The 26,507-nt window shown below is 72.6% G+C and carries 24 protein-coding genes and 1 pseudogene; 22 read left to right on the plus strand and 3 right to left on the minus strand.

Annotated elements, in window-relative coordinates:
- The first annotated feature begins 60 nt into the window (after positions 1 to 60).
- The 8 genes from ACIP8W_RS11625 (at position 61) to ACIP8W_RS11660 (ending at position 6,879) form a co-directional block, all read left to right on the plus strand.
- Positions 61 to 183, plus strand: coding sequence for a hypothetical protein (locus tag ACIP8W_RS11625; RefSeq protein ID WP_401948693.1), 123 nt, complete (start codon positions 61 to 63; stop codon positions 181 to 183).
- A complete protein-coding gene (locus tag ACIP8W_RS11630; protein ID WP_401948696.1) occupies positions 180 to 347 on the plus strand; it encodes a hypothetical protein in 168 nt (55 codons plus the stop codon). The genes ACIP8W_RS11625 and ACIP8W_RS11630 overlap by 4 nt, the downstream gene beginning before the upstream one ends.
- Positions 344 to 979, plus strand: a complete 636-nt coding sequence (gene hisH, locus ACIP8W_RS11635) for an imidazole glycerol phosphate synthase subunit HisH (protein ID WP_401948699.1) — start codon at positions 344 to 346, stop codon at positions 977 to 979. The genes ACIP8W_RS11630 and hisH overlap by 4 nt, the downstream gene beginning before the upstream one ends.
- Positions 979 to 1,701 (plus strand): bifunctional 1-(5-phosphoribosyl)-5-((5-phosphoribosylamino)methylideneamino)imidazole-4-carboxamide isomerase/phosphoribosylanthranilate isomerase PriA, encoded by a 723-nt coding sequence (gene priA, locus ACIP8W_RS11640; RefSeq protein WP_401948701.1) that lies wholly within the window; start codon positions 979 to 981, stop codon positions 1,699 to 1,701. Before hisH ends, priA begins: the two co-directional genes overlap by 1 nt.
- Entirely contained in the window at positions 1,698 to 2,114 is a 417-nt protein-coding gene (locus tag ACIP8W_RS11645) for a RidA family protein (protein WP_401948704.1), read from the plus strand. Before priA ends, ACIP8W_RS11645 begins: the two co-directional genes overlap by 4 nt.
- On the plus strand, positions 2,111 to 2,878 hold the full coding sequence (gene hisF, locus ACIP8W_RS11650; RefSeq protein ID WP_401948707.1) for an imidazole glycerol phosphate synthase subunit HisF: 768 nt from the start codon (positions 2,111 to 2,113) through the stop codon (positions 2,876 to 2,878). The genes ACIP8W_RS11645 and hisF overlap by 4 nt, the downstream gene beginning before the upstream one ends.
- Before the next feature lie 243 nt (positions 2,879 to 3,121).
- Positions 3,122 to 4,060, plus strand: a complete 939-nt coding sequence (locus tag ACIP8W_RS11655) for an alpha/beta hydrolase (RefSeq protein WP_402153028.1) — start codon at positions 3,122 to 3,124, stop codon at positions 4,058 to 4,060.
- Positions 4,061 to 4,161: 101 nt separating this feature from the next.
- Positions 4,162 to 6,879, plus strand: a complete 2,718-nt coding sequence (locus tag ACIP8W_RS11660; protein WP_402202789.1) for a LuxR C-terminal-related transcriptional regulator — start codon at positions 4,162 to 4,164, stop codon at positions 6,877 to 6,879.
- Between the two features lie 269 nt (positions 6,880 to 7,148).
- Here ACIP8W_RS11660 and ACIP8W_RS11665 read toward each other — a convergent pair whose 3' ends face one another.
- Positions 7,149 to 7,784, minus strand: a complete 636-nt coding sequence (locus ACIP8W_RS11665; RefSeq protein WP_401948716.1) for a TIGR03085 family metal-binding protein — start codon at positions 7,782 to 7,784, stop codon at positions 7,149 to 7,151.
- 83 nt (positions 7,785 to 7,867) lie between these two features.
- Between ACIP8W_RS11665 and hisI the strand changes: the two genes are divergently transcribed.
- The 11 genes and pseudogenes from hisI to lgt all read left to right on the plus strand — a co-directional run bounded on the left by hisI (position 7,868) and on the right by lgt (position 16,762).
- Positions 7,868 to 8,227: a phosphoribosyl-AMP cyclohydrolase gene (gene hisI, locus ACIP8W_RS11670; protein WP_401948719.1), complete on the plus strand. Its 360-nt coding sequence runs from the start codon at positions 7,868 to 7,870 to the stop codon at positions 8,225 to 8,227.
- 52 nt (positions 8,228 to 8,279) lie between these two features.
- Positions 8,280 to 9,767, plus strand: coding sequence for an anthranilate synthase component I (locus ACIP8W_RS11675; RefSeq protein ID WP_401948721.1), 1,488 nt, complete (start codon positions 8,280 to 8,282; stop codon positions 9,765 to 9,767).
- A gap of 23 nt (positions 9,768 to 9,790) precedes the next feature.
- Positions 9,791 to 10,453, plus strand: a complete 663-nt coding sequence (locus tag ACIP8W_RS11680) for a TIGR02234 family membrane protein (RefSeq protein ID WP_401948724.1) — start codon at positions 9,791 to 9,793, stop codon at positions 10,451 to 10,453.
- Between the two features lie 97 nt (positions 10,454 to 10,550).
- Positions 10,551 to 10,790: pseudogene (locus ACIP8W_RS11685) on the plus strand (HGxxPAAW family protein); the annotation flags it as partial.
- 216 nt (positions 10,791 to 11,006) lie between these two features.
- A complete protein-coding gene (locus ACIP8W_RS11690; RefSeq protein ID WP_401949496.1) occupies positions 11,007 to 11,426 on the plus strand; it encodes a DUF2752 domain-containing protein in 420 nt (139 codons plus the stop codon).
- Positions 11,427 to 11,581: 155 nt separating this feature from the next.
- Positions 11,582 to 12,391: an indole-3-glycerol phosphate synthase TrpC gene (trpC, locus tag ACIP8W_RS11695; protein ID WP_401948726.1), complete on the plus strand. Its 810-nt coding sequence runs from the start codon at positions 11,582 to 11,584 to the stop codon at positions 12,389 to 12,391.
- A 9-nt stretch (positions 12,392 to 12,400) separates the two neighbouring features.
- Positions 12,401 to 12,571, plus strand: coding sequence for a tryptophan biosynthesis modulator TrpM (gene trpM / locus ACIP8W_RS11700; RefSeq protein WP_401948728.1), 171 nt, complete (start codon positions 12,401 to 12,403; stop codon positions 12,569 to 12,571).
- A 133-nt stretch (positions 12,572 to 12,704) separates the two neighbouring features.
- Entirely contained in the window at positions 12,705 to 13,943 is a 1,239-nt protein-coding gene (gene trpB, locus ACIP8W_RS11705) for a tryptophan synthase subunit beta (RefSeq protein WP_401948730.1), read from the plus strand.
- Positions 13,940 to 14,752 carry a tryptophan synthase subunit alpha gene (gene trpA / locus ACIP8W_RS11710; protein WP_401948732.1) on the plus strand — a complete coding sequence of 271 codons (813 nt, stop codon included), beginning with the start codon at positions 13,940 to 13,942 and terminating at the stop codon, positions 14,750 to 14,752. The genes trpB and trpA overlap by 4 nt, the downstream gene beginning before the upstream one ends.
- 90 nt (positions 14,753 to 14,842) lie before the next feature.
- Positions 14,843 to 15,727 carry a DsbA family protein gene (locus ACIP8W_RS11715; RefSeq protein WP_401948734.1) on the plus strand — a complete coding sequence of 295 codons (885 nt, stop codon included), beginning with the start codon at positions 14,843 to 14,845 and terminating at the stop codon, positions 15,725 to 15,727.
- A gap of 69 nt (positions 15,728 to 15,796) precedes the next feature.
- Complete coding sequence (gene lgt, locus ACIP8W_RS11720) at positions 15,797 to 16,762, plus strand: prolipoprotein diacylglyceryl transferase (RefSeq protein WP_401948737.1); 966 nt, start codon at positions 15,797 to 15,799, stop codon at positions 16,760 to 16,762.
- 105 nt (positions 16,763 to 16,867) lie between these two features.
- Here the strand turns inward: lgt and ACIP8W_RS11725 are convergent, their stop codons facing one another.
- Positions 16,868 to 17,116, minus strand: a complete 249-nt coding sequence (locus tag ACIP8W_RS11725; RefSeq protein ID WP_401948740.1) for a hypothetical protein — start codon at positions 17,114 to 17,116, stop codon at positions 16,868 to 16,870.
- Positions 17,113 to 18,318 (minus strand): ADP-ribosylglycohydrolase family protein, encoded by a 1,206-nt coding sequence (locus ACIP8W_RS11730; protein WP_402202794.1) that lies wholly within the window; start codon positions 18,316 to 18,318, stop codon positions 17,113 to 17,115. The genes ACIP8W_RS11725 and ACIP8W_RS11730 overlap by 4 nt, the downstream gene beginning before the upstream one ends.
- An 838-nt stretch (positions 18,319 to 19,156) precedes the next feature.
- On the opposite strand from ACIP8W_RS11730, the gene ACIP8W_RS11735 reads away from it, so the two are divergent.
- From ACIP8W_RS11735 to ACIP8W_RS11745, 3 genes are all read left to right on the plus strand, one after another.
- Complete coding sequence (locus ACIP8W_RS11735) at positions 19,157 to 19,885, plus strand: VIT1/CCC1 transporter family protein (RefSeq protein ID WP_401948749.1); 729 nt, start codon at positions 19,157 to 19,159, stop codon at positions 19,883 to 19,885.
- A gap of 566 nt (positions 19,886 to 20,451) precedes the next feature.
- Entirely contained in the window at positions 20,452 to 25,011 is a 4,560-nt protein-coding gene (gltB, locus tag ACIP8W_RS11740) for a glutamate synthase large subunit (protein ID WP_401948752.1), read from the plus strand.
- Positions 25,004 to 26,464 carry a glutamate synthase subunit beta gene (locus ACIP8W_RS11745; RefSeq protein ID WP_401948755.1) on the plus strand — a complete coding sequence of 487 codons (1,461 nt, stop codon included), beginning with the start codon at positions 25,004 to 25,006 and terminating at the stop codon, positions 26,462 to 26,464. Before gltB ends, ACIP8W_RS11745 begins: the two co-directional genes overlap by 8 nt.
- Positions 26,465 to 26,507 lie beyond the last annotated feature (43 nt).

Raw genomic sequence — 26,507 nt, forward strand, 5'->3', positions numbered from 1 at the left:
GTTGGCGCCGATGCCCGCGCCGCTGCGCCGCGTGGGCGGAGAAGCGAACGAGGAAGCACGGTGAGCGACGCACGCGTGGCCGCCGGGTCGCGGATAGGCACGATGATGCCCGCGCCGCTGCGCCGCGTGGGCAGCTATGACATGAGCCGCTGCCGCGGCGGGGCGAACGAGGAAACACTGTGACGGGGCTGTCGTCCATTCTGATCTTCGTCGGGCTCTTCTTCGCCGGTGGCGCGTACTCCTTCCGCAAGCAGAAGCTGCCCACGGGCGTCGTCGCACTGCTCGGTCTGTGCTCCGTGATGTGTCTCGTCGCCGGGGTGCTCCGTATCCAAGGGATCTGGGAATGAGCAAGAACGTCGTTGTCTTCGACTACGGCTTCGGCAATGTCCGGTCGGCCGAGCGCGCCCTCGCCAGGGCCGGTGCCGAGGTGGAGATCACCCGCGACTTCGACCGCGCGATGAACGCGGACGGGCTGCTCGTCCCCGGGGTCGGGGCCTTCTCCGCCTGTATGGAGGGGCTCACCGAGGCGCGCGGGCAGTGGATCATCGGGCGCAGGCTGGCAGGCGGGCGGCCCGTGATGGGGATCTGCGTCGGGATGCAGATTCTGTTCGCGCGCGGCATCGAACACGGTGTGGAGACCGAGGGCCTCGACGAGTGGCCCGGCACGGTCGAGCCGCTCGACGCCCCGATCGTCCCGCACATGGGGTGGAACACCGTCGAGGCGCCGGGCGACAGCGAGCTGTTCGCCGGGCTCGACGCCGACGCGCGGTTCTACTTCGTGCACTCGTACGCGGTACGCGAGTGGGGCCTGGAAGTCACCAACGACAAGATCCGCGCCCCCCGGGTCACCTGGGCCACCCACGGCGAGCCGTTCGTCGCCGCCGTGGAGAACGGCGCCCTGTGGGCCACCCAGTTCCACCCCGAGAAGTCCGGCGACGCCGGCGCCCAGCTGCTCACCAACTGGATCGGAACGCTCTGATGACGCTTGAACTGCTGCCCGCCGTCGATGTCCGGGACGGACAGGCCGTACGGCTCGTCCACGGCGAGTCCGGTTCCGAGACCTCGTACGGCTCGCCCCTCGAAGCCGCCCTCGCCTGGCAGCGCTCCGGTGCCGAGTGGCTGCACCTGGTCGACCTCGACGCGGCCTTCGGCACCGGTGACAACCGCGCGCTGATCGCCGAGGTCGCCGGGGCCATGGACATCAAGGTCGAGCTGTCCGGTGGCATCCGCGACGACGACACGCTCGCCGCGGCCCTCGCCACCGGCTGCCGCCGGGTCAACCTCGGTACGGCCGCGCTGGAGACCCCCGAGTGGGTCGCCAAGGTCATCTCCGAGTACGGCGACCGGATCGCGGTCGGCCTCGACGTACGCGGGACGACCCTGCGCGGGCGCGGCTGGACCCGCGACGGCGGCGACCTCTACGAGACGCTGGCCCGGCTCGACAGCGAGGGCTGCGCGCGATACGTCGTCACCGACATCGCCAAGGACGGCACCCTCCAGGGCCCCAACCTGGAGCTGCTGAAGAACGTCTGCGCCGTCACCGACCGGCCGGTCGTCGCCTCCGGCGGCGTCTCCTCGCTGGACGACCTGCGCGCGATCGCCACCCTGGTGCCCGAGGGCGTCGAGGGCACGATCGTCGGCAAGGCGCTGTACGCGAAGGCGTTCACGCTGGAAGAGGCGCTGGCGGCGGTGGCCGGATGAGCGCGGGCGAGCTGCGCAAGGTCTCGTCGGGCGGCCCGTGGGAGGAGGCCATCGGGTACTCCCGCGCGGTCGAGCTGCCGAACGGGCTGGTGCTGGTCTCCGGCTGTACGTCGGTGGCCGGCGGCCGGATCGCCGAAGGCGGCCCGTACGAGCAGGCCATCACCGCGTTCGGCGTCGCGATCAAGGCGCTGGGGGAGCTGGGTCTCGGTGCGGAGCACGTGGTGCGTACCCGGATGTACCTCACCCACGTACGGGACGCCGACGAGGTCGGCCGCGCCCACAAGGAGCTGTTCGACGCCGTGCGCCCGGCCGCCACGATGCTGGTCGTCGCCGGGCTGATCGACCCGAGCCTGGTCGTCGAGGTCGAGGTCGAGGCGTACCGTCCCGACCCATCCGAAGGGGAGCAGGCATGACACTCGCCGTACGGGTCATCCCGTGTCTGGACGTCGACAACGGCAGGGTCGTCAAGGGCGTCAACTTCCAGAACCTGCGGGACGCGGGCGACCCCGTGGAGATGGCCAAGCTGTACGACGCGGAGGGCGCCGACGAGCTGACGTTCCTCGACATCACCGCGTCGTCGGGCGACCGCGAGACGACGTACGACGTGGTGCGCCGTACCGCCGAGCAGGTCTTCATCCCGCTGACGGTCGGCGGCGGTGTCCGTACGGCCGAGGACGTCGACAAGCTGCTGCGGGCGGGCGCCGACAAGGTCGGGGTCAACACGGCGGCCATCGCCAGGCCGGAGCTGATCCGGGAGATCGCCGAGCGGTTCGGGCGGCAGGTGCTGGTGCTGTCGGTCGACGCGCGGCGGACCCGGTCGGGGTCGTTCGAGGTCACCACGCACGGCGGCCGCAGGGGCACCGGCATCGACGCCGTCGAGTGGGCGCATCAGGCGGCCGAGCTGGGCGCGGGGGAGATCCTGCTCAACTCCATGGACGCGGACGGCACCAAGGACGGCTACGACACGGTGATGATCGAGATCGTGCGCAAGCACGTCACCGTGCCGCTCATCGCGTCCGGTGGCGCGGGCACGCTGGAGCACTTCCCGCGCGCCATCGACGCGGGGGCCGACGCCGTACTGGCCGCGTCCGTCTTCCACTTCGGGGATCTGCGGATCTCGGACGTCAAGGGCGTGCTCAGCGCGACCGGGCATCCGGTGCGCGAAGTGCCGCGCTGATCCAGGGGGTTGGGGCATCGGGTTGACTCTTCGTCACCTTCCGCGCGGACTGCCCGTGTTGGGATCCTCGCCCGCGTGACGCCCTACCGATGAGGCCGGTTCATCAAGACCGGTGAACTTGCCGATGCTTCCGTGTCGGGTGCGCCGGGACAGTGGCGACCGCCAGTGAAATGGCGGTCCCACCCGGTGCATCCCCGAACGGCCTCCGGTGTGGCTCCGTCACGACCGAGAGGATCCCCCATCGTGCGTCAGCACTCCTCACCGCGCGCCTCCATCCGTACCAGCACCGCCGGCCGGCTCTGGGCGGCGGCGGTCACCGCCGGTGCCCTGTTCGCCGCACTGGTCCCCGGCGCCGCGGGCGCCCAGGCGGCTGTCGGTACGGGTGTCCGGGTCGCGGACAACCCGTACGAGCGCGGGCCCGCGCCGACCGTCGCCAGCATCGAGGCCACGACCGGTCCGTACGCCGTCTCGCGGACGACGGTCTCCCGGACGGGCGTCAGTGGGTTCGGCGGCGGCACCATCTACTACCCGACCTCCACCGCCGACGGCACCTTCGGCGCCGTCGCCATCTCGCCCGGCTTCACCGGTACGCAGTCCAGCGTCGCCTGGTACGGGCCGCGCCTGGCCTCACAGGGCTTCGTCGTCTTCACCATCGACACCCTCACCACCCTCGACTTCCCGCCCAGCCGCGGAGCCCAACTCCTTTCCGCACTCGACTATCTGACGCAGCGTTCGACCGTCAGCGGCCGGATCGACTCCGCCCGGCTCGGTGTCATGGGCCACTCGATGGGCGGCGGTGGCAGCCTGGAGGCCGCCAAGAGCCGCACCTCGCTGAAGGCGGCCATCCCGCTGACCGGCTGGAACACCGACACCACCTGGCCCGAGGTACGCACACCCACCCTGCTGGTCGGGGCGGACAACGACAGCATCGCACCGGTCGCCACGCACTCCGAGCCGTTCTACGCGTCGCTGCCGGGCACACTCGACAAGGCGTATCTGGAGCTGAAGGGCGCCAGTCACTCCGCGCCCACCAGCGCCAACACCACCATCGCGAAGTACAGCGTCTCCTGGCTGAAGCGGTTCATCGACAGCGACACCCGCTACGAGCAGTTCCTCTGCCCGCTGCCCCGGCCGGGCGCCACCATCGTGGAGTACCGGGGCACCTGCCCGCACACCTCCTGACCCCAGGGTCCGGGCCGCCGGTGGCGCGCGTGACGGGCCCGGCGGCCCGGCCGTGGACGGAAGGCTTCCGGGGCTGTTTACTCCCCGGTAACGTGACGAGTGTGACCCCATCGACGACCGTGCGCAGTCCCCTCCGGCTGTACGGGCGGAGCGGTGAACTCGCCATCCTGGAAGCCCTGCTGGACCTCACCGGGCGCGGCAGCGCGCTCGTCCTCACCGCGCCGCCCGGCCTCGGCCGCAGCGCGCTCGCCCTGCACGCCGCCGACCACCACCGCGCGGGCCCGGTCCTGTATACGGCGGCGGCGCCCGCCGAACGGCTGCTGCCCTACAGCGGACTGCACGCGCTGCTCTGCTCGGCGCGGACCGCACTGCCGGTGCTCCCCGCCGAAGTCCTGCGCTCCGGCCTCGCCTCCACCGCGCTGCTCGACCTGCTGGCCACGCTCGGCGCCCGTGGCCGGCTGCTGGTCTGCGTGGACGACATCCACGCGTGGGACCCCCGCTCACGGGCCGCGCTGGCCTTCGCCGCCCACCGGCTCGACGCCGGATCCGGTGTCCGCGTCCTGCTCACCGCCGCCGAACGGCACGACGGCGCGGAGGTCTTCGCCGGACTGCCCGCCCTGCGGCTCGCCCCGCTCGACGACGCGGCCGCCGGACAGCTGCTGGAACAGCTGACGGGGCGTCACATCAACTCCGCCGTAAGGGAGGAGCTGCTCCGGGAGGGCGCCGGGAACCCCCGGCTGCTCACCGCGCTCGTCGACGGCCTGACCCAGGCACAGTTGACGGGTCGTCAGCCACTGCCCGAACCGCTCCCCGGCGACGAGGAACTCCTCGACGCCTGCGCCGCCCCGCTCACCCGGCTGCCCGCCGGGACCCGCGCCCTGCTGCTCCTCGCCGCCGCCGCCGAGGAACACGAACCGGACGGCGCGGGCGCCGACACCGGCCTGCTCCTGCGCGCCGCCCGGCTGGCCGGGATCGACCCCGGCGGGCTCACCTCCGCCGAGGCCGCCGGAGTGCTGCGCGGCGCGGGCGGCCGGACCCGCTTCACCCACCGGCCGACCCGCGGAGCCGTACTCCACCGGGCGCCGCCCGACCGCCGCCGCGCCGCCCACCGGCTGCTGGCCACGGCCCTCGACGGACCGCACCACACCCTGCCGCGCCTGATCCAGCTGGCCTGCGCCACCGACGGCCACGACCCGGCGCTGGCCGACGCGCTGACCCTGGCCGCCACCGCGCCGTACCCGCACACCGACCGCGCGGCGGCGCTCACCCGGGCCGCCGCGCTCACCCCGGACGGCGCACCGCGCGGCGAGCGCTACGCCGCGGCCGCCGAACACGCCCGGCTCGCCGGGGAGCCGGGCCGGGCGCGCGCCCTGCTGGCCCGGGTGCGCACCGTCCCCGCACCCGGCCTCGCCCACTACGTACGGGGGCAGCTCGCCCTGCGCGACGGGCCCGCCGCGGACGCCGCGCAGGCCCTGCTCACCGCCGCCGCGCTGCTGGGGCCCGACGATCCGGTACGCCGGCTGGACGCCCTGCTCGCCGCCGCCGAGGCGGCCTGGGCGAGCGGGGACGCGGCGGCCTGCCTGGACGCGCTGCACCGCGTCCCCCCGGACCCCGGCGACCCGGCGCTGGAGCGCTGCCTCACCGGCCTGCGCGCCCTCCTCGAAGGCGACGCCGACCGGGGCCGGGCCCTGCTGTACGGCTGCCTCGGGCCGCCGAGCGGTCCGCCCGAGGGGGCCGCCGCGCAGACCCGGGCCGGGGTGGCCGCGCTGGCACTCGGGGAGGTGGACGCGGCGTGTCTGGCGGGGGCCAGGGCGCTGGCGGCCGTCCGCGCCCATGGGCCCGAGGTGTTGCTGCCGCAGGCCCTGGAGCGGCTCGCCCACGCCGAACTGCGGGCGGGCCGGCACGCCATGGCGCGGGCCCACGCCCTGGAGGGGCTGCGCGCCGCCGACCGGCTCGGGCAGCGCAACGCCGCCGCCCAGCTGCACGCCCTCCTCGCGCTCGCGGCGTCCGTCGAGGGCCCCGCGGCGGCCTGCGCCGCCCACGCGGACGCGGCGCTCGCCGGTGCGGAACCACACGGCCTCGTCCACGCCGCCACCCTCGCGGGCTGGGCCGTGGCCCGCGCCGAACTGGCCGTGGGCCGCTCCGCCGAAGCCGCCGCCCGGCTCGCCCCCCTGGTCGGACACGGGCCGCGCCCCGGCCACTTCGCCTCCCGGATGCCCGCCGTCCCCTGCTTCGTCGAGGCGGCCGTACTGGCGGGCCGGGCGGTCGAGGCGCACCCGGCCGTCGAGGACTTCGCGCACTGGACCGCCACCACCGCCGACCCGCATGCCGCGGCCCAACTGGCCCGCTGCCGTGCGCTGTTGGCCCCGCCCGGCGAAGCCGCCGTACGGTACGAGGAGGCGCTCGCCCACCACGACCGGTACGGCGGGGACTTCGAACGGGCCCGCACCCAACTGCTGTACGGCCACTGGCTGCGCCGACAGCGCAGGACCCGGGAGGCGCGCGGCCCCCTGCGGGACGCCCTGATCGGCTTCGAGCGCTGCGGGGCCCGGCTCTGGTGCGCCCGGGTGCGGGGCGAGCTGCGCGCGGCGGGCGAGGCCGTCGCCGCGACGGACGGGCCGGGTCCGCTGTCCCCGCTCACCCCGCAACAGCAGCGCATCGCGCGCTGTGTCGCGGAGGGCGCCACCAACCGCGAGGTGGCCCTGCGGCTCTCGCTGTCCACCCGGACCGTCGACCACCATCTGCGCAACGTCTTCGCCGCGCTGGGGATCCGCTCCCGTACCGAACTGGCCCGGCTGCTCGACCGCGACGGCCGCTGAGCTTTCCGGCCTCGGACGGCGCTCCTTCTGAGGCACGGCGCCACTTCTGAAGTACGGCGCCACTTCTGAGGCACGGCGCCACTTCTGAAGTACGGCGCCACTTCTGAGGCACGGCGCCACTTCTGAGGCACGGCGCCACTTCTGAAGTACGGCGCCACTTCTGAGGCACGGCGCCACTTCTGAAGTACGGCGCCACTTCTGAGGCACGGCGCCACTTCTGAAGTACGACGCCACTTCTGAGGCACGGCGTTACTTCTGAAGCAACAGCCCTACGCGATGCCCAGCTTCGCGTCCTGAAGCCGCGTCACCGCGTCCTTGTCGCCCTCCAGCACCACATCCGCCACGGACTGCCGTCCGAACGCGAAGAGGATCAGCTCGCCCGGCTCCCCGGTGACCGTCACCACCGGGGCACCCCGATGCGCCACCACCGTCTGCCCGTTCGGCCGGCGCAGCACCATGCCCACCGGGGCCTTCCGCCCCATCAGCCGGCCGCCCTTCTCCAGCTGTGACCAGAGGCTGTCCGAGAAGACCCGGTCCAGCTCGCGCGGCGTCCACTCGGGCTGCGCCCGCCGGACGTCCTCGGCGTGGACATAGAACTCGACGGTGTTCGCGGCCTCGTCCACCTGCTTGATCCCGAACGGGGAGAACTTCGGCGGACCGGTCCGGAGCAGCTGGATCAGCTCCTCGTACGGCTTCGCGACATACTCGGCCTGCACCCGCTCCATACGGCCCCGCAGCACGGGCAGCACCGTCCCGCCCGCCGCGTCGGGGCGGCGCTCGCGGAGCACCGCGTGGGCCGCGAGATCTCTGGCCAGCCAGCCGTCGCAGAGCGTCGGGGCCTCGGGGCCCACGGCCTCCAACAGATCGGCGAACAGGAGCCGTTCACGTTTCGCATGGGTCGACATGCGGGTAAGCCTACGGCCGCGCCGCCCCGTCCGCCCAGTGGACATCGCGTGGGCCCGCCGCGCGGGCGCGGCACAATGGGTGCATGACCAGCACGACCGGTGGGCTCGACCCCGCCATCGCCGCCCGGCTCAAGCGCAACGCCGATGGACTGATCCCCGCCGTGGCCCAGCAGTACGACACCGGTGAGGTGCTCATGCTCGGCTGGATGGACGACGAGGCCCTGCACCGCACCCTGACCACCGGCCGGTGCACCTACTGGTCGCGCAGCCGCCAGGAGTACTGGGTCAAGGGTGACACCTCGGGCCACGTCCAGCACGTGAAGTCCGTCGCACTGGACTGCGACGCCGATACGATCCTGGTCCGGGTCGACCAGACGGGCGCCGCCTGCCACACCGGGGCGCGGACCTGCTTCGACGTCGATGTCCTGCCGCTCGGCCCCTGACCGGCGACCGCCGTTCGGGACGGCCGCGGATCTACCAGTAGGGTCAGCCGCCATGGACCTTGAGACCTTCCGCAAGCTGGCGGCCGACCGCCGCGTCATCCCCGTCAGCAGGCGTCTCCTCGCGGACGGCGACACCCCGGTCGGCCTGTACCGCAAGCTCGCCGCCGAGCGCCCCGGGACCTTTCTGCTGGAGTCCGCGGAGAACGGCGTCGCCTGGTCCCGCTACTCCTTCATCGGGGTACGGTCCGCCGCGACCCTCACCGCCCGCGACGGGCAGGCCCACTGGCTCGGCACCCCGCCGGTCGGTGTCCCCGTCGACGGGGACCCGCTCGACGCCCTGCGCGCCACCATCGAGACCCTGCACACCCCCCGCGACCTCACCTCCGGGATGCCGCCCTTCACCGGCGGCATGGTCGGCTACCTCGGGTACGACATCGTCCGCAGGCTGGAGAAGATCGGCGACCACGCCCGCGACGACCTGGGCATCCCCGAGCTGACCATGCTGCTCACCTCGGACCTCGCCGTCCTCGACCACTGGGACGGCTCGGTCCTGCTGATCGCCAACGCGATCAACCACAACGACCTCGACACCGGTATCGACGAGGCGTACGCGGACGCCGTCGCCCGGCTCGACGCGATGGCCGCCGACCTCGCGGAACCGAGCCGCACCCGGCCCACCGCGCTGCCCGCCTCCGAACTGCCCGAGTACACCGCGCTGTGGGGCGGCCCCGCCTACCAGGAGGCCGTCGAGGACATCAAGGAGCGGATCAGGGCGGGCGAGGCGTTCCAGGTCGTGCCCTCCCAGCGCTTCCAGACCCCGGTCACCGCGAGCGCGCTGGACGTCTACCGGGTACTGCGGGCCACCAACCCGTCGCCGTACATGTACCTCTTCCGCTTCGACGGCTTCGACGTCGTCGGCTCCAGCCCGGAGGCGCTGGTCAAGGTCGAGGACGGGCACGCCATGGTGCACCCCATCGCCGGGACCCGGCACCGCGGCGCCACGCCCCAGGAGGACCAGGCGCTCGCCGACGAACTCCTCGCCGACCCCAAGGAGCGCGCCGAGCATCTGATGCTGGTCGACCTCGGCCGCAACGATCTCGGGCGGGTCTGCGAGCCGGGCAGCGTCGAGGTCGTCGACTTCATGTCCGTCGAGCGGTACTCCCACGTCATGCACATCGTGTCCACGGTGACGGGCCGGGTCGCCCAGGGCCGTACCGCCTTCGACGTCCTGACCGCCTGCTTCCCGGCGGGCACGCTCTCCGGGGCGCCCAAGCCGCGCGCCATGCAGATCATCGACGAGCTGGAGCCCACCCGGCGCGGACTGTACGGCGGCTGCGTCGGCTACCTCGACTTCGCCGGGGACTCCGACACGGCCATCGCCATCCGCACCGCCCTGCTCCGCGACGGGACGGCGTACGTCCAGGCGGGGGCGGGGGTCGTCGCCGACTCGGACCCGGTCTCCGAGGACACGGAGTGCCGCAACAAGGCGGCGGCGGTGCTGCGCGCGGTGCACACGGCGAACCGCCTCGGGAACGTGTGACGCGGTAGGGGATAGTGGGGTGCGTGAGTGCCGTACCCGTACCCCAGCCCCGTACCGCCGTACCGCCGGCCGCCGCCCCCGCGCCCCGGAAGGGCGGCCGCCGCTCGCTCGGCGCCGCCCTGCTCCTCGGCGCGGCCGGTGCCACGGTCGTCCTGCTCGCCTCGGGCCGGCCCTGGGCCGGTGGCACGGCGGCCGTCGGCGGCGGCTCGGTCGCCCTCGACGCCAGCGGCCGGGACATCACCGGGCTGCCGGCGGCCCTCGCCGTCGTCGGACTGGCCGCGCTCGTCGCGGTCTTCGCCGTCCGGGGGGCGGGGCGGCTCCTCGTCTCCGCGCTGCTCGCGCTGGGCGGCGCGGGCGCGGCGCTCTCCGCGGTCCTCGGCGCGTCGGACAGCGCGGCGCTCGACGAGAAGGCGGCGCGGACGACCGGCGACACCGCCGCCACCGTCAGCGCCCTCTCGCACACCGTCTGGCCGTACGTGACGGCGGGCGGCGGCCTGCTGATCCTGCTCGCCGGGGTGCTGGCGCTGGCGTACGGAAAACACTGGCCCGCGATGTCGGGCCGCTACGAGCGCCCCGTCCGCACGGCGCCGGTCGTCGACCCCGACCGGCCCGAGGACCTGTGGAAGGCCCTGGACCGCGGCGAGGACCCGACGCACGGTGACGGCGGAGCGGGACGCGAGAGCTGATTCACACCCACCCCCGGGGTGGTCGGACCGGGTGCGTGCGGGACAATGACCGGTGAGCGTCCGACTCACCACAGCGCGAAGCAACGAGGAGCAACTCATGGCGGGCAGCAGCCACGGACACACCCCGGCGGCCTGGACCGGTGTCATCATCGCCGTCATCGGCTTCTGCGTCTCGGGGGTCGGCATAGTGCTGGTGAGCGCGCTCATCATCGGGGGCGGCTTCGCCGTGGTAGCGCTCGGTGGCGTCGTCGCGGCGGCGATGCGGGCGGCCGGCATGGGCATGCCCAAGGAGTCGCCCGAGCTGGCGGCGGCCCGTGAGGCGGCGGCCAACAAGCAGGTGAACATGTGCTCCGAGGACGTCAAGGCGCAGATCCTCGCCGCCCAGCAGAGCCACGCGCACCACGAGCCGGTGGCCCGGGTCGCGACGCAGACCGTCTGACCGGCCCCGGCCGAGGCGGCGCCCCCGCCGCGTACAGACACACCAGACGCAGTCCGGCGAGGCCGGGCTGCGTCTCTCCGTTCGAACGGCGACAATCACCGGGTGGACGACGCCATGACCCCTCCCGCGCCCGCCCCGGCGCTCGGCCGCCGGCTGCTGGCTCCGCTGGCCACCCTCGCCGGTGTCGTCGCCGCCTTCACCTATGTGGGGCTGGTCGACCCGAATGAATCCGGCCACTATCCGGTCTGCCCGATGTACGCCCTGACGGGGCTCTACTGCCCCGGCTGCGGCGGCCTGCGCAGCGCCCACGCCATCGCGCACGGCGAGGTGGCCACCGCCCTCGGGGACAACGCGCTGGCCGTCGTCGGCTATGCGGCCTTCGCCGTCGTGTGGGTGGTCTGGGCGGTACGGGCGGGAAAAGGGCAGCGTCTGCGGGTCACCCAGCGGCCCGTCTGGTGGTGGTCGCTCGGTGCGGTGATCCTTGTCTTCAGCGTGGTCAGGAACCTTCCGTTCGGGTCCTGGCTGGCCCCTTGAACGGCCGGGCGCGGACATGCCCGGCCGTCCGGATGCGGGTCATCGGGCCTGTTCCGGCTAGCATCAATGTGGCTGATCCTGATCCACCCGGTCACCCGGCCGATCGGGTCGGCTCCATGCTGGAATCCACATCGTCCCGGAAGGGGGCCGCTCGCGTGAGTGTGCTCGACGAGATCATCGAAGGCGTACGCGCCGACCTCGCAGAGCGGCAGGCGCGCGTGGGCCTTGACGAGCTCAAGGAGCGCGCGGCCAGGGCACCGCAGGCCAAGGACGGCGCCGCCGCCCTGGGCGCCGAGGGTGTCCAGGTGATCTGCGAGGTCAAGCGCTCCAGCCCGTCCAAGGGCGCGCTGGCCGCCATCGCCGACCCGGCGGCCCTGGCCGCCGACTACGAGAGCGGCGGTGGCGCCGTCATCTCCGTACTGACCGAGGAGCGCCGGTTCGGCGGCTCGCTGGCCGACCTGGACGCCGTACGCGCCAAGGTCGACATCCCCGTCCTGCGCAAGGACTTCATCGTCACCTCGTACCAGCTCTGGGAGGCGCGGGCGCACGGCGCCGACCTCGCCCTGCTGATCGTCGCCGCGCTCGACCAGCCCGCCCTGGTGTCGCTGATCGAGCGGGCCGAGTCGATCGGGCTGACCCCGCTTGTCGAGGTGCACGACGAGGAAGAGGTGGCGCGCGCGGTCGACGCGGGCGCGCGGGTCATCGGGGTCAACGCCCGTGACCTGAAGACCCTCAAGGTCGACCGGGGTACGTTCGAGCGGGTCGCGCCCGAGATCCCGGCCGGCATCATCAAGATCGCCGAGTCGGGTGTGCGCGGACCGCACGACCTGATCGCGTACGCCAACGCCGGGGCCGACGCGGTGCTCGTCGGCGAGTCGCTGGTCACCGGCCGCGACCCGAAGGCCGCCGTGGCCGATCTCGTCGCCGCCGGGGCCCACCCCGCGTTGCGGCACGGGAGGGACTGACCTCCCGCCATGGACACCGTCCCCGCCCGCACCCCCCACGTGCCGCCGCACGCCGCGCTCGCGCGCGGCTGCCGCCCGCGTGGCTGCCGCGCCCCGGCGCGTCGGGTGCGCGGGCGTCGGGTGCGGTATGTGATCGGGGACGAGCCGGGTCAGGTCAACGGCATGCGATGGCGCGGGTAGCGCGTCCCTGAGCACGGCCGGGTGGACCGGTGTGTTCCGTACGTCTGTGCGGTACGGAACCGGGTCCGTCGGGCTGCCTCGCCGAGGGCGCATACGGTGGCTCCAGCCCGTTGCTTCTGAGGAGAATCCCGGCATGTCCAGCGAGTTTTTCATTCCCGATCCCGAGGGCAGTGTCCCCACCGCCGAGGGGTACTTCGGTGCCTTCGGCGGCAAGTTCATCCCCGAGGCGCTCGTCGCCGCGGTCGACGAGGTCGCCGTCGAGTACGAGAAGGCCAAGGTCGACCCGGCCTTCGCCGCCGAGCTGAACGACCTGATGGTCCACTACACCGGTCGGCCCAGCGCGCTGACCGAGGTCCCCCGGTTCGCCGAACAGGCGGGCGGGGCACGGGTGTTCCTCAAGCGGGAGGACCTGAACCACACCGGCTCGCACAAGATCAACAATGTGCTGGGCCAGGCGCTGCTCACCAAGCGGATGGGCAAGACCCGGGTCATCGCCGAGACCGGCGCGGGCCAGCACGGGGTCGCCACCGCCACCGCGTGCGCGCTGTTCGGCCTCGAATGCACCATCTACATGGGCGAGATCGACACCGAGCGCCAGGCGCTCAACGTCGCCAGGATGCGGATGCTCGGCGCCGAGGTCATCCCGGTGAAATCCGGCAGCCGGACGCTGAAGGACGCCATCAACGAGGCGTTCCGCGACTGGGTCGCCAATGTCGACCGTACGCACTACCTGTTCGGCACGGTCGCCGGACCGCACCCCTTCCCGGCGATGGTCCGGGACTTCCACCGGGTCATCGGGGTCGAGGCCAGGCGGCAGATCTTGGAGCGCGCCGGACGGCTGCCCGACGCGGCCGTGGCCTGTGTGGGCGGCGGGTCCAACGCGATCGGGCTCTTCCACGCGTTCATCCCCGACGCGGGCGTACGGCTGGTGGGCTGCGAGCCCGCCGGACACGGCCTCGACAGCGGGGAGCACGCGGCCACCCTGACCGCGGGCGAGCCGGGGATCCTGCACGGGTCGCGCTCGTACGTACTCCAGGACGAGGAGGGCCAGATCACCGAGCCGTACTCGATCTCGGCCGGTCTGGACTACCCGGGCATCGGCCCGGAGCACGCGTACCTCAAGGACAGCGGGCGCGGCGAGTACCGCGCGGTGACCGACGACGACGCGATGCGGGCGCTGCTGCTGCTGTCGCGCACGGAGGGCATCATCCCGGCGATCGAGAGCGCGCACGCGCTGGCCGGCGCGCTGGAGGTGGGGCGCGAGCTGGGCGAGGACGGGCTGATCCTCGTCAACCTGTCCGGCCGCGGCGACAAGGACATGGACACGGCCGCCCGCTACTTCGGGCTGTACGACGGGGAGGACACCAAGTGAGCGGGAACATCTCCGGTCTCGGCGACACGCTCGCGAAGGCGAAGTCCGAGAACCGCGCGGCCCTGATCGCCTATCTGCCGGCCGGTTTCCCGACCGTGGACGGCGGCATCGCGGCCGTCAAGGCCGTCTTCGACGGTGGCGCCGACGTGGTCGAGGTCGGGCTGCCGCACAGCGACCCGGTCCTCGACGGGCCCGTCATCCAGACCGCCGACGACATCGCGCTGCGCGGCGGGGTGAAGATCGCGGACGTGATGCGCACGGTCCGCGAGGCGTACGAGGCGACCGGGAAGCCGGTCCTGATCATGACGTACTGGAACCCGATCGACCGGTACGGCATCGAGCGCTTCACCACCGAGCTGGCCGAGGCGGGCGGCGCCGGGTGCATCCTGCCCGACCTGCCCGTACAGGAGTCCGCCGTGTGGCGTGAGCACGCCGACAAGAACGGTCTGGCGACGGTGTTCGTGGTGGCCCCGAGCAGCAAGGACGAGCGGCTCGCGAAGATCACCTCGGTCGGCAGCGGCTTCGTGTACGCGGCCTCCCTGATGGGCGTCACCGGCACCCGCGTCTCCGTGGGGCTGGAGGCCCAGGATCTGGTGGGGCGTACCCGCGCCACCACCGATCTGCCGGTCTGTGTCGGGCTCGGCGTGTCCAACGCCGAGCAGGCGGCGGAGGTCGCCGGATTCGCCGACGGTGTGATCGTCGGCTCGGCGTTCGTGCAGCGGATGCTGGACGCGCCGGACGAGGCCGCCGGGCTCGACGCCGTACGGAAGCTGGCGGGCGAACTGGCCGAGGGCGTTCGTCAGCGCTGACGGGCACGGCCCGCCCGCTTTTGTCATCCGTACGGGTGGACCTGGGACCGGGGAGGTGCGAAGGCACCTCCCCGGTTCGTTGCTGTGGGCGTGAGCGAGAAGAACCGTGAGGCAAAGCGGAGCGCCCGAGAGCGGCTCCAGCAGGAACGTGAAGCAGACCGGGTACGCGAGAAGCGCCGGCGCACCCTGGTCGTGTCGGGGGCCGTCGTCGGCGTCCTCGCCCTGGCCGGGGTGGTCGGCGTGGCCGCCGCGAACATGGGCAAGAGCGGGGGCAGCGGCGCGGCGGGCCCGGTGAGCGCGCCCACGGGGGTGAGCGGCAAGGATGATCTGGCGATCCCGGTGGGGGCGGACGACGCGCCGTCGACGCTCACGATCTGGGAGGACTTCCGCTGCCCGGCCTGCGCCCAGTTCGAGAACGGCTTCCGGGCGACCATCCACGACCTGGAGAAGAAGGGCCAGCTCAAGGTCGAGTATCACCTCGCGACCCTCATCGACCGGAACATGGGCGGCACCGGCTCGCTGCGGTCCGCCAACGCCGCCGCCTGCGCCCAGGACGTCGGCAAGTTCGCCCCGTACCACGATGTGCTCTATGTGAACCAGCCGATGGAGACGGACGACACCTTCGCCGAGAACAGCTATCTGCTGAAGCTGGCGGGGAAGGTCGACGGACTGACGGCGGCGCCCGGTTTCCGTAAGTGCGTGGAGGACGGCGCGCACGACAAGTGGGTGGAGAAGTCGGCCGAGGCGTTCCGCACGGGCGGCTTCTCGGGGACGCCGACCGTGCTGCTCAACGGGGAGGCGGTCTTCCCGAAGAAGGGTGACGAAAACATCACACCGGACAATTTGCGCAAGTGGGTAGCGGAGGCGAACAAGGGCAAGAAGGCGGGCACGCTGACGCCTCAGGCCCCGGATTCCGGGCCCGCACAGGGTCCGGCGGCCGAACCGGGCGCGGGTGATCCGGCGCCCGCCGCGTGATCCCGTTACGCAGAAGTTGCCGGGCGGGCCGCCGCGCTTTCCGCCCGGCAATGTAGCGTCGGTGGTGCTATGGACCTTGCCTACATTCCCAGCCCGTCGACCGGAGTCCTCCACCTCGGACCGCTCCCGCTCCGCGGCTACGCGTTCTGCATCATCATCGGTGTCTTCGTCGGCGTCTGGTACGGCGGCAAACGCTGGGTCGCCAGGGGCGGCACAGCGGGCACCGTGGCCGACATCGCGGTCTGGGCGGTGCCCTTCGGGCTCGTCGGAGGCCGTCTCTACCACGTGATCACCGACTACCAGCTGTACTTCGGCGAGGGTCGGGACTGGGTCAACGCCTTCAAGGTCTGGGAGGGCGGCCTCGGGATCTGGGGCGCCATCGCGCTCGGCGCGGTCGGTGCCTGGATCGGCTGCCGCCGCCGGGGCATCCCGCTCCCGGCGTACGCGGACGCCATCGCGCCCGGCATCGTCCTCGCCCAGGCCATCGGCCGCTGGGGCAACTGGTTCAACCAGGAGCTGTACGGCAAGCCGACCGACCTCCCGTGGGCGCTGGAGATCAGCGCGGGCCCGAACCGCGAGGCGGGGCTCTACCACCCGACCTTCCTCTACGAATCCCTCTGGTGCGTGGGCGTCGCCCTGCTCATCGTCTGGGCCGACCGGCGCTTCACGCTGGGGCACGGCCGGGTGTTCGCCCTCTACGTCGCCGCGTACTGCGTGGGCCGGTCCTGGATCGAGTACCTCCGCGTCGACGAGGCGCACCACATCCTGGGCGTCCGGCTGAACGTCTGGACCGCCGGGATCGTCTTCCTGCTGGCCGTGACCTACATCGTGGTGTCGTCGCGGATGCGGCCGGGGCGTGAGGAGGTCGTGGAGCCGGAGCCCGCCGAGGGGGCCGCTTCGGAGGCTTCGGAGGACGGTTCGTCGAAGGCCGGTCTTTCGTCGAAGGCCGATCTCTCCAAGAAGACCGCCGAACCCGAGAAGACCGCAGAACCCGAGAAGACCGACGCGGCGAAGGCCGACGCCGACAAGAGCTGAGCCCCGCCCGGCGGAACGCAGAACGCAGAACGCCGAGAGGCCGTCCGACCCGTGTGTTCGGGGCGGACGGCCTCTCGGCGTACGTACGGCACGCGTACGTCGGGTTCAGCCGGGCAGGGACTCGGCGGCGGGGGCCGGCCCGGCCCGCAGACAGCCGTGTACGTCCCCGGGGCCCGCCGCCGCGATGGCCGCCGCGACCGAGGCGCCCGTGCGGGCCGGGGCCGGACGGCCGCCCGCGGTGTGCCGGCGCAGGGCGATGTCCGTCGCGTCGCGGCCGTCCTCGGACGCCTGGCGCAGCTCGTGGCCGATCAGGTCCTCGGGCTGAGCCCAGGTGAGCCGGAGGGACGCCGTCATCGCGCGTCCGGCGCGGTCAGCCGGGCGAACGCGGCCTCGTGGGCGCGGCGCCGTTCCGTGTCCCGGGCGAAGATCTCGTACGCCACCTCCGTCAACACCCGCGCCGGGGCGTGCAGATCGAGGCGGCTCGCCTCGGCCACCCGCCGCGCCCACTCCCCGGGGACCGCCTGCTCGCCGCCGAGCGCGCCGACCAGGGCGCCGCTCATCGTGGCGATCGAGTCGCAGTCGCGGCCGTAGTTGACCGAACCGAGCACCGTACGGCGGTAGTCGCCCGAGCCGATCAGCAACATGCCCAGCGCGATGGGGAGTTCCTCGATGGAGTGCAGCCGGGAGGGGCGGCGGGCGCCCAGCGACGGGGAGCGGTAGTGCGGGCCGACCGTGTCGAAGGGGGTGACCGCCTCGCGCAGTCCGCGCAGCGCGGACTCGGGGCGGCGGTGGCGGGCGGCGACCTCGCACACCGCCTCGATCGCGGCCCGGGTGCCGTCCTTCGCGAGGGCGAGACAGGTCTCGACGACCGATACCGGTGTGGCGCCGGGAACACACGCCGCCGCGACCGCCGCCGCGAACACCCCGGCCGCCTCCCGTCCGTACGACGACTGGTGCGCGCCCGCGAGGTCGATCGCCTCGGCGTACGCGGCGGCCGGATGGGCCGCGTTGACCAGCCCGACCGGGGCCATGTACATCGCCGCGCCGCAGTTGACGATATTGCCCGCGCCGGCCTCGCGGGGGTCGACATGCCCGTAGTGCAACCGCGTGACCAGCCACTTCTCGGCGAGGGAGAGCCGCTGCAGCGGCAGCGCCTCGGTCTCCAGCTCCGGGATCCAGCGCGGGGCGGAGATCAGGTCGGGCACCAGATGGCTCGCCATCGCGTACGCGTCCAGGTGGTCCCGTACCGACGCGTACACCCGGATCAGCGCGTGGGTCATCAGGGTGTCGTCGGTGGTGTGTCCGTCGCCCTTGTGGTACGGCGCGAGGGGGCGGGCGGTGCACCAGTCCTCGTTCCAGGGGCCGACGATGCCGGTGACCCGGCCGCCGTGGCGCTCCACGATCTGCTCGGGGGAGTACCCCTCGACCGGGCCGCCGAGGGCGTCCCCGACGGCCGCGCCGATCAGGGCGCCGGTGACACGGTCGGCGAGCGGGGGTGCCGGTGGGGACGCGCTGGGCGCCGGGGGAGCCTCCGGCGGGGTACTGAGGGTCGTCATGTCGGAATTGTCCACCCGGGGTGGTCGGTTCCGTGGCTGCGAGCCGCCCGGCGAGTTCCACCGGATCGGTCCCGGCGGGACGGGGCGGCGGGGGGCCCCCGGGGGGGGGGGGGGGGGGCGGGGGGCGCGGGGGGCGGGGCGGGGGCGGGGGGGGGGGGGGGCCGGCGCCCCCGCCCGGGGGGGGGGGGGGTTTGGGGGGGGGGGGGGGGGCCCCCGGGGGGGGGGGGCCCCGGGGGGGGGGGGGGGGGGGGGGGGGGGCCCCGCCGGGGGGGGGGGGGGGCCCCCCCCCCGGCGGCGGGGTCCCCGGGGTGGACGAGGGCGAGGACGGCGGCCCGTACACAGGCCGCGTCGTCCGGGGTGAGCAGGTCCGCGATGTCCAGGACGTGGTGGCCGCGCATCGAGGGGAGGCGGCTGCCGAGGGCCGGGCCGATGGCGGAGGCCCGGGCGGGCGGGAGGGCCGCAGGTTCTCCGCCGGGGCGCCCAGCGCGTCGCCCGCCGCCCGCCGCGAGCACCGCGCCCCGGGACCGGTCGCGCAGCACGCGCGGGGTGGTCGGCTCCATAGGTGGCCCTTTCGCCCGGCCGGCCGTTTCGGGATCTGTCCCACCGCGCGCCCGGCGAGTCCGGGAAACCTCTCTGTCACCCGGTGACATCGGGACAACGGCGCGAGGACCGGCGGGAGCGATCAGGCGGCGATATCGAAGGCGAGCGGGCTTCCGTGCCTGGTAAGTACGGCCTTCCTTGCTGGCGGGAGCGATTTTTCGTGCGTACTTTCGAAAGCGTTGGAGGGTGGAGCACCGGTCCGCGTACGGAGCCGGAACCACCCCACGAGGGGAGAAGCATGTCCATCATCGAGACCGAGGCCACACTCCACGAGGCACACCGCGACAATCACACGCACCGCGATGTGAACGGTGGCTGGCTGCGGCCCGCGGTGTTCGGCGCGATGGACGGGCTGGTCTCCAATCTGGCGCTGATGACCGGTGTCGCCGGGGGCGCCGTCTCGCAGCAGACGCTGGTGATCACCGGGCTCGCGGGGCTGGCCGCCGGGGCCTTCTCGATGGCCGCCGGTGAGTACACCTCGGTCGCCTCCCAGCGGGAGCTGGTCGAGGCGGAGCTGGACGTCGAGCGGCGGCAGCTGATGGGGCACCCGATCGACGAGATGGAGGAGCTGGCCGCGCTGTACGTGTCCCGGGGCGTGGAGCCCGCGCTGGCCCGCGAGGTGGCGATGCAGCTCTCCAGGGACCCCGAGCAGGCGCTGGAGATCCACGCCCGCGAGGAGCTGGGCATCGACCCCGACGGGCTGCCGTCGCCGCTGGTCGCGGCCGTGTCGTCGTTCGGTTCCTTCGCGCTGGGCGCCCTGCTGCCCGTACTGCCGTTCCTGCTCGGGGCCACCGCGCTGTGGCCCGCCGTGCTGCTCGCGCTGGTCGGGCTGTTCGGCTGCGGGGCGCTGGTGGCCCGGGTGACCGCGCGTGGCTGGTGGTACAGCGGGCTGCGGCAGCTGCTGCTGGGCGGGACGGCCGCGGCGCTGACGTACGGGCTCGGCGCGCTGTTCGGCGCGGCGCTCTGAGGCGGGCCGGGGGCGGGGGTGCGGAGGGCGGGAGCCGCGGCGCTCCGGGCAGGCAGGGAGGCGCTCCTGGCAGGCCGGGAGGCGCTCCGGGCAGGACGGGAGGCGCTCCGGGCAGGCAGGGAGGCGCTCCTGGCAGGCCGGGAGGCGCTCCGGGCAGGACGGGAAGGCCGGGAGGCGCGGGCCCCTGGCCCGCGGGCCAGGGGCCCGGCGGTCGGAATCGACCTTTCTGTGACCTGCTTCCCCGATGCTTTCCGGCGTGCGGGATGCGACACTGTGCCGGGCGGCGTGTATACGGACGTTACCCAGCGGTTTCGAGTAGGTAATCGCTGGGCATGAGCTGTAGGCGCCCCAGGCAAAGGAGCCTGCTCCGCCCCAGCCGACCGGACGACGATCTGTCCGTCTGCGTCCCTTCATCCACCGCTACGAGCGGTGTCCACATGCTGGACTGCGTTCCCACTTCCCGAGAAGCTTTCCATCATGTAACCTGCACGAAATTTCCTGGAGGGCCAACGTCGTCCCTCGGTAATTGCATATGCCAAAGCCGAACTACGACGACGGGAGAGCCGATGCGTTCCGACGCCTGGTCGCCCATGGACGGTCGCCCCGCCCCGCAGGGGCTGTACGACCCCCGTAACGAGCACGACGCCTGTGGCGTCGGGTTCGTGGCCACCCTCACCGGTGTTGCCAGCCATACGCTGGTGGAGCAGGCGCTGACCGTACTGCGCAATCTCGAACACCGTGGCGCCACCGGCTCGGAGCCCGACTCCGGCGACGGCGCCGGAATCCTGCTCCAGGTCCCGGACGCCTTCCTCCGTGAGGCCGCCGGGTTCGACCTGCCCGAGGCCGGTTCGTACGCGGTCGGCATCGGCTTCCTGCCCGCCGCCGACGCCACCGACGCCGTCTCGCGCATCGAGACGATCGCGTCCGAAGAGGGGTTGACCGTCCTCGGCTGGCGCGAGGTCCCCGTCGCCCCCGAGCTGCTCGGCGCCTCCGCGCGGGCCACGATGCCCGCCTTCCGTCAGCTCTTCGTGGCCGACGGGGTGAGCGAGGGCATCGCGCTGGACCGCAAGGCGTTCCTGCTGCGCAAGCGCGCCGAGCGCGAGGCCGGGGTGTACTTCCCCTCGCTCTCCGCCCGGACGATCGTCTACAAGGGGATGCTCACCACCGGCCAGCTGGAGCCGTTCTTCCCGGACCTCTCCGACCGCCGGTTCGCGACCGCCGTCGCGCTGGTCCACTCGCGGTTCTCCACGAACACCTTCCCGAGCTGGCCGCTCGCCCACCCGTACCGCTTCGTCGCGCACAACGGCGAGATCAACACGGTCAAGGGCAACCGCAACTGGATGCAGGCCCGGGAGTCCCAGCTCGCCTCCGCCCTCTTCGGCGCGGAGAAGCTGGAGCGGATCTTCCCGGTCTGTACGCCCGACGCCTCCGACTCCGCCTCCTTCGACGAGGTCCTGGAGTTGATCCACCTCGGCGGCCGGTCGCTGCCGCACTCCGTGCTGATGATGGTCCCCGAGGCGTGGGAGAACCACGACTCGATGGACCCGGACCGGCGCGCGTTCTACCAGTACCACGCCACGATGATGGAGCCCTGGGACGGCCCCGCCTGTGTCACCTTCACCGACGGCGTCCAGGTCGGCGCGGTCCTCGACCGCAACGGTCTGCGCCCCGGCCGCTACTGGGTGACCGACGACGGCCTCGTCGTCCTCTCCTCCGAGGTCGGCGTCCTCGACATCGACCCGGCGAAGGTCGTCCGCAAGGGCCGCCTGCAGCCCGGCCGGATGTTCCTCGTGGACACCGCCGAGCACCGCATCATCGAGGACGACGAGATCAAGGCGTCCCTGGCCGCCGAGAACCCGTACCGGGAGTGGCTGGAGACCGGCGAGATCGAGCTGTCGGACCTCCCCGAGCGTGAGCACATCGTGCACACCCACGCCTCGGTCACCCGCCGCCAGCAGACCTTCGGCTACACCGAGGAGGAGCTGCGCGTCCTGATCGCGCCGATGGCCCGCGCCGGCGCCGAGCCGATCGGCTCCATGGGCACGGACTCCCCGATCGCCGCGCTCTCCGCCCGCCCCCGGCTGCTCTTCGACTACTTCACCCAGCTCTTCGCGCAGGTCACCAACCCGCCGCTGGACGCCATCCGCGAGGAACTGGTCACCTCGCTGCGCTCCTCGCTGGGCCCGCAGGGCAACCTGCTGGAGCCGACGGCCGCGTCCTGCCGCAGCGTCACCCTCCAGTTCCCGGTGATCGACAACGACGAGCTGGCCAAGCTCGTCCACATCAACGCCGACGGCGACATGCCCGGCATGAAGGCCGCCACCCTCTCCGGTCTCTACCGCGTCAGCGGCGGCGGCGAGTCGCTCGCCGCCCGGATCGAGGAGATCTGCGCCGAGACCGACGAGGCGATCGAGAGCGGTGCCCGGATCATCGTGCTCTCCGACCGGCACTCCGACGCCGAGCACGCCCCGATCCCCTCCCTGCTGCTCACCGCCGCCGTTCACCACCACCTCATCCGCACCAAGCAGCGCACCCAGGTGGGGCTGCTGGTCGAGGCCGGTGACGTACGCGAGGTGCACCACGTCGCGCTGCTCATCGGGTACGGCGCCGCCGCAGTCAACCCGTACCTCGCCATGGAGACCGTCGAGGACCTCGTCCGCGCCGGTACGTTCATCGAGGGGCTGGAGCCCGAGCAGGCGATCCGCAACCTGATCTACGCGCTCGGCAAGGGCGTCCTCAAGGTCATGTCCAAGATGGGCATCTCCACCGTCGCCTCCTACCGGGGCGCGCAGGTCTTCGAGGCGGTCGGCCTGGAGCAGGCGTTCGTCGACAAGTACTTCAACGGCACCGCCACCAAGATCGGCGGCGCCGGGCTCGGCATCGTCGCCCAGGAGGTCGCCGCCCGGCACGCCAAGGGCTACCCCGCCTCCGGGATCTCCGCCAGCCACCGCAAGCTGGAGATCGGCGGCGAGTACCAGTGGCGCCGCGAGGGCGAGCCGCACCTCTTCGACCCGGAGACGGTCTTCCGCCTCCAGCACGGCACCCGTACCGGCAACTACGAGATCTTCAAGCAGTACACGAGCCGGGTGAACGAGCAGTCCGAGCGGCTGATGACCCTGCGCGGCCTCTTCGGCTTCGCCGAGGGCCGCCGGCCCGTCCCGCTGGACGAGGTCGAGCCCGCGTCCGAGATCGTCCGGCGCTTCTCCACCGGCGCCATGTCGTACGGCTCGATCTCCCAAGAGGCGCACGAGACCATGGCCATCGCCATGAACCAGCTCGGCGGCAAGTCCAACACGGGCGAGGGCGGCGAGGACCCGGAGCGGCTGTACGACCCGGCGCGCCGTTCCGCCATCAAGCAGGTCGCCTCCGGCCGCTTCGGCGTCACCAGCGAGTACCTCGTCAACGCGGACGACATCCAGATCAAGATGGCGCAGGGCGCCAAGCCCGGCGAGGGCGGCCAGCTGCCCGGCCACAAGGTCTACCCGTGGGTCGCCAAGACCCGGCACTCCACCCCGGGTGTCGGTCTGATCTCCCCGCCGCCGCACCACGACATCTACTCCATCGAGGATCTCGCCCAGCTGATCCACGACCTGAAGAACGCCAACCCGCAGGCCCGCATCCATGTGAAGCTGGTCTCCGAGGTCGGCGTCGGCACCGTCGCCACCGGTGTCTCCAAGGCCCACGCCGATGTCGTGCTGATCTCCGGACACGACGGTGGTACGGGCGCCTCGCCGCTCACCTCCCTCAAGCACGCGGGCGGCCCCTGGGAGCTGGGCCTCGCCGAGACCCAGCAGACCCTGCTGCTCAACGGCTTGCGCGACCGGATCGTCGTCCAGACCGACGGCCAGCTCAAGACCGGCCGCGATGTGGTGATCGCCGCGCTGCTGGGCGCCGAGGAGTTCGGTTTCGCGACCGCGCCGCTCGTCGTCTCCGGCTGCGTCATGATGCGCGTCTGCCACCTGGACACCTGCCCGGTCGGGATCGCCACCCAGAACCCGGTGCTGCGCGAGCGCTTCTCCGGCAAGGCCGAGTACGTCGTCAACTTCTTCAACTTCATCGCCGAAGAGGTCCGCGAGATCCTCGCCGAGCTGGGCTTCCGCTCCATCGAGGAGGCCGTCGGCCACGCCGAACTCCTCGACACCGACCGGGCCGTGAACCACTGGAAGGCCCAGGGCCTCGACCTGGCGCCGCTGTTCCACGTACCGGAGCTGCCCGAGGGCGCCGTGCGCCACCGGACCATCGAGCAGGACCACGGTCTGGAGAAGGCCCTCGACAACGAGCTGATCAAGCTCGCCGCCGACGCCCTGGGCGCCGACAGCGCCGAGTCCGCGCAGCCCGTCCGCGCGCAGGTGGCCATCCGTAACGTCAACCGGACCGTGGGCACCATGCTCGGTAACCGGGTGACCAAGAAGTTCGGTGGCGCGGGCCTGCCCGACGACACCATCGACATCACCTTCACCGGCTCCGCGGGCCAGTCCTTCGGCGCCTTCCTGCCGAACGGTGTCACCCTGCGGCTGGAGGGCGACGCCAACGACTACGTCGGCAAGGGCCTCTCCGGCGGCCGGATCGTCGTCCGCCCGGACCGGGGCGCCGACCACCTCGCCGAGTACTCCACCATCGCGGGCAACACCATCGGTTACGGTGCCACCGCCGGCGAGTTGTTCCTGCGGGGCCGTACCGGCGAGCGCTTCTGCGTCCGCAACTCCGGTGCCACGGTCGTCTCGGAGGGCGTGGGCGACCACGGCTGCGAGTACATGACCGGCGGCCGGGCCGTCGTACTCGGCGAGACCGGACGCAACTTCGCGGCCGGCATGTCGGGCGGTGTCGCGTACGTCATCGACCTGAACCCGGACCATGTCAACGCCGGGAACCTGTCGGCCGTCGAGCCCCTCGACGACACCGACAAGCGGTGGCTGCACGATGTGGTGCGCCGCCACCAGGAGGAGACGGGCTCCACCGTCGCGGGCAAGCTCCTCGCCGAGTGGGACGCCGCCGCGGACCGCTTCAGCAAGATCATCCCGTCCACGTACAAGGCAGTGCTCGCCGCCAAGGACGCCGCTGAGCAGGCAGGTCTCTCGGAGACCGAGACCACCGAGAAGATGATGGAGGCGGCGACCAATGGCTGACCCGAAGGGCTTTCTCACCACCGGCCGCGAGGTCGCCAGAACTCGTCCGCCGCAGGAGCGCGTCAAGGACTGGAACGAGGTCTACGTTCCGGGCTCGCTGCTCCCGATCATCAGCAAGCAGGCCGGGCGCTGCATGGACTGCGGCATCCCGTTCTGTCACAACGGCTGTCCGCTGGGGAACCTGATCCCCGAGTGGAACGACTACGCGTACCGCGAGGACTGGACGGCGGCGAGCGAGCGGCTGCACGCCACCAACAACTTCCCGGAGTTCACCGGCCGCCTCTGCCCGGCGCCCTGTGAGTCCGCGTGTGTGCTGGCGATCAACCAGCCCGCCGTCACCATCAAGAACGTCGAAGTCTCCATCATCGACAAGGCGTGGGACAGCGGCGACGTCACCCCGCAGCCGCCCGAGCGGCTCTCCGGCAAGACCGTCGCCGTCATCGGCTCGGGCCCGGCCGGGCTGGCCGCCGCCCAGCAGCTCACCCGGGCCGGTCACACGGTCGTGGTGTACGAGCGCGCCGACCGCATCGGCGGGCTCCTGCGGTACGGCATCCCCGAGTTCAAGATGGAGAAGTCGCACATCAACCGCCGTATCGAGCAGATGCGCGCGGAGGGTACGAAGTTCCGTACCGAGGTCGAGATCGGCCGCGACCTCGACGCGGCGAAGCTGCGCAGGCGGTACGACGGCGTGGTGATCGCGGCCGGTGCCACGATCTCCCGCGATCTGCCCGTCCCGGGCCGCGAGCTGTCCGGCATCCACTTCGCGATGGAGTACCTGCCGCTCGCCAACAAGGTGCAGGAGGGCGACCTCACCGTCTCCCCGATCACCGCCAAGGACAAGCACGTCGTCGTCATCGGCGGCGGCGACACGGGCGCCGACTGTGTCGGTACGGCCCACCGCCAGGGCGCGGCCTCCGTCACCCAGCTGGAGATCATGCCGAAGCCCGGTGCCGAGCGCGCCGGACACCAGCCGTGGCCGACGTTCCCGATGCTCTACAAGGTCACCTCCGCGCACGAGGAGGGCGGTGAGCGGGTCTACTCCGTCTCCACCACCCACTTCGAGGGCGACGAGGACGGCAACGTCCAGTTCCTGCACCTGGTCGAGGTCGAGTTCAAGGGCGGCAAGCTGGAGCAGAAGCCCGGCACCGAGCGGAAGATCCCCGCTCAGCTGGTCACCCTCGCCATGGGCTTCACCGGTACCGACCGGACGAACGGCCTGGTCGAGCAGTTCGGCCTGGAGCTGGACGAGCGCGGCAACATCGCCCGCGACGCCGACTTCGCCACCAACGTCCCCGGTGTGTATGTCGCCGGGGACGCGGGCCGCGGCCAGTCCCTCATCGTGTGGGCCATCGCCGAGGGCCGCTCGGCCGCCGCCGGTATGGACCGTTTCCTGACCGGAGCCAGCGATCTGCCGGCCCCGATCAGGCCGACGGACCGGGCCCTGATGGCCTGACCCCCGAGGGTCCGGCCCTGATGGCCCGACCCGTTCCACCCCG

This window comes from Streptomyces sp. NPDC088554, assembly GCF_044752945.1.
In the GTDB taxonomy this organism is placed as follows: Bacteria; Actinomycetota; Actinomycetes; order Streptomycetales; family Streptomycetaceae; genus Streptomyces.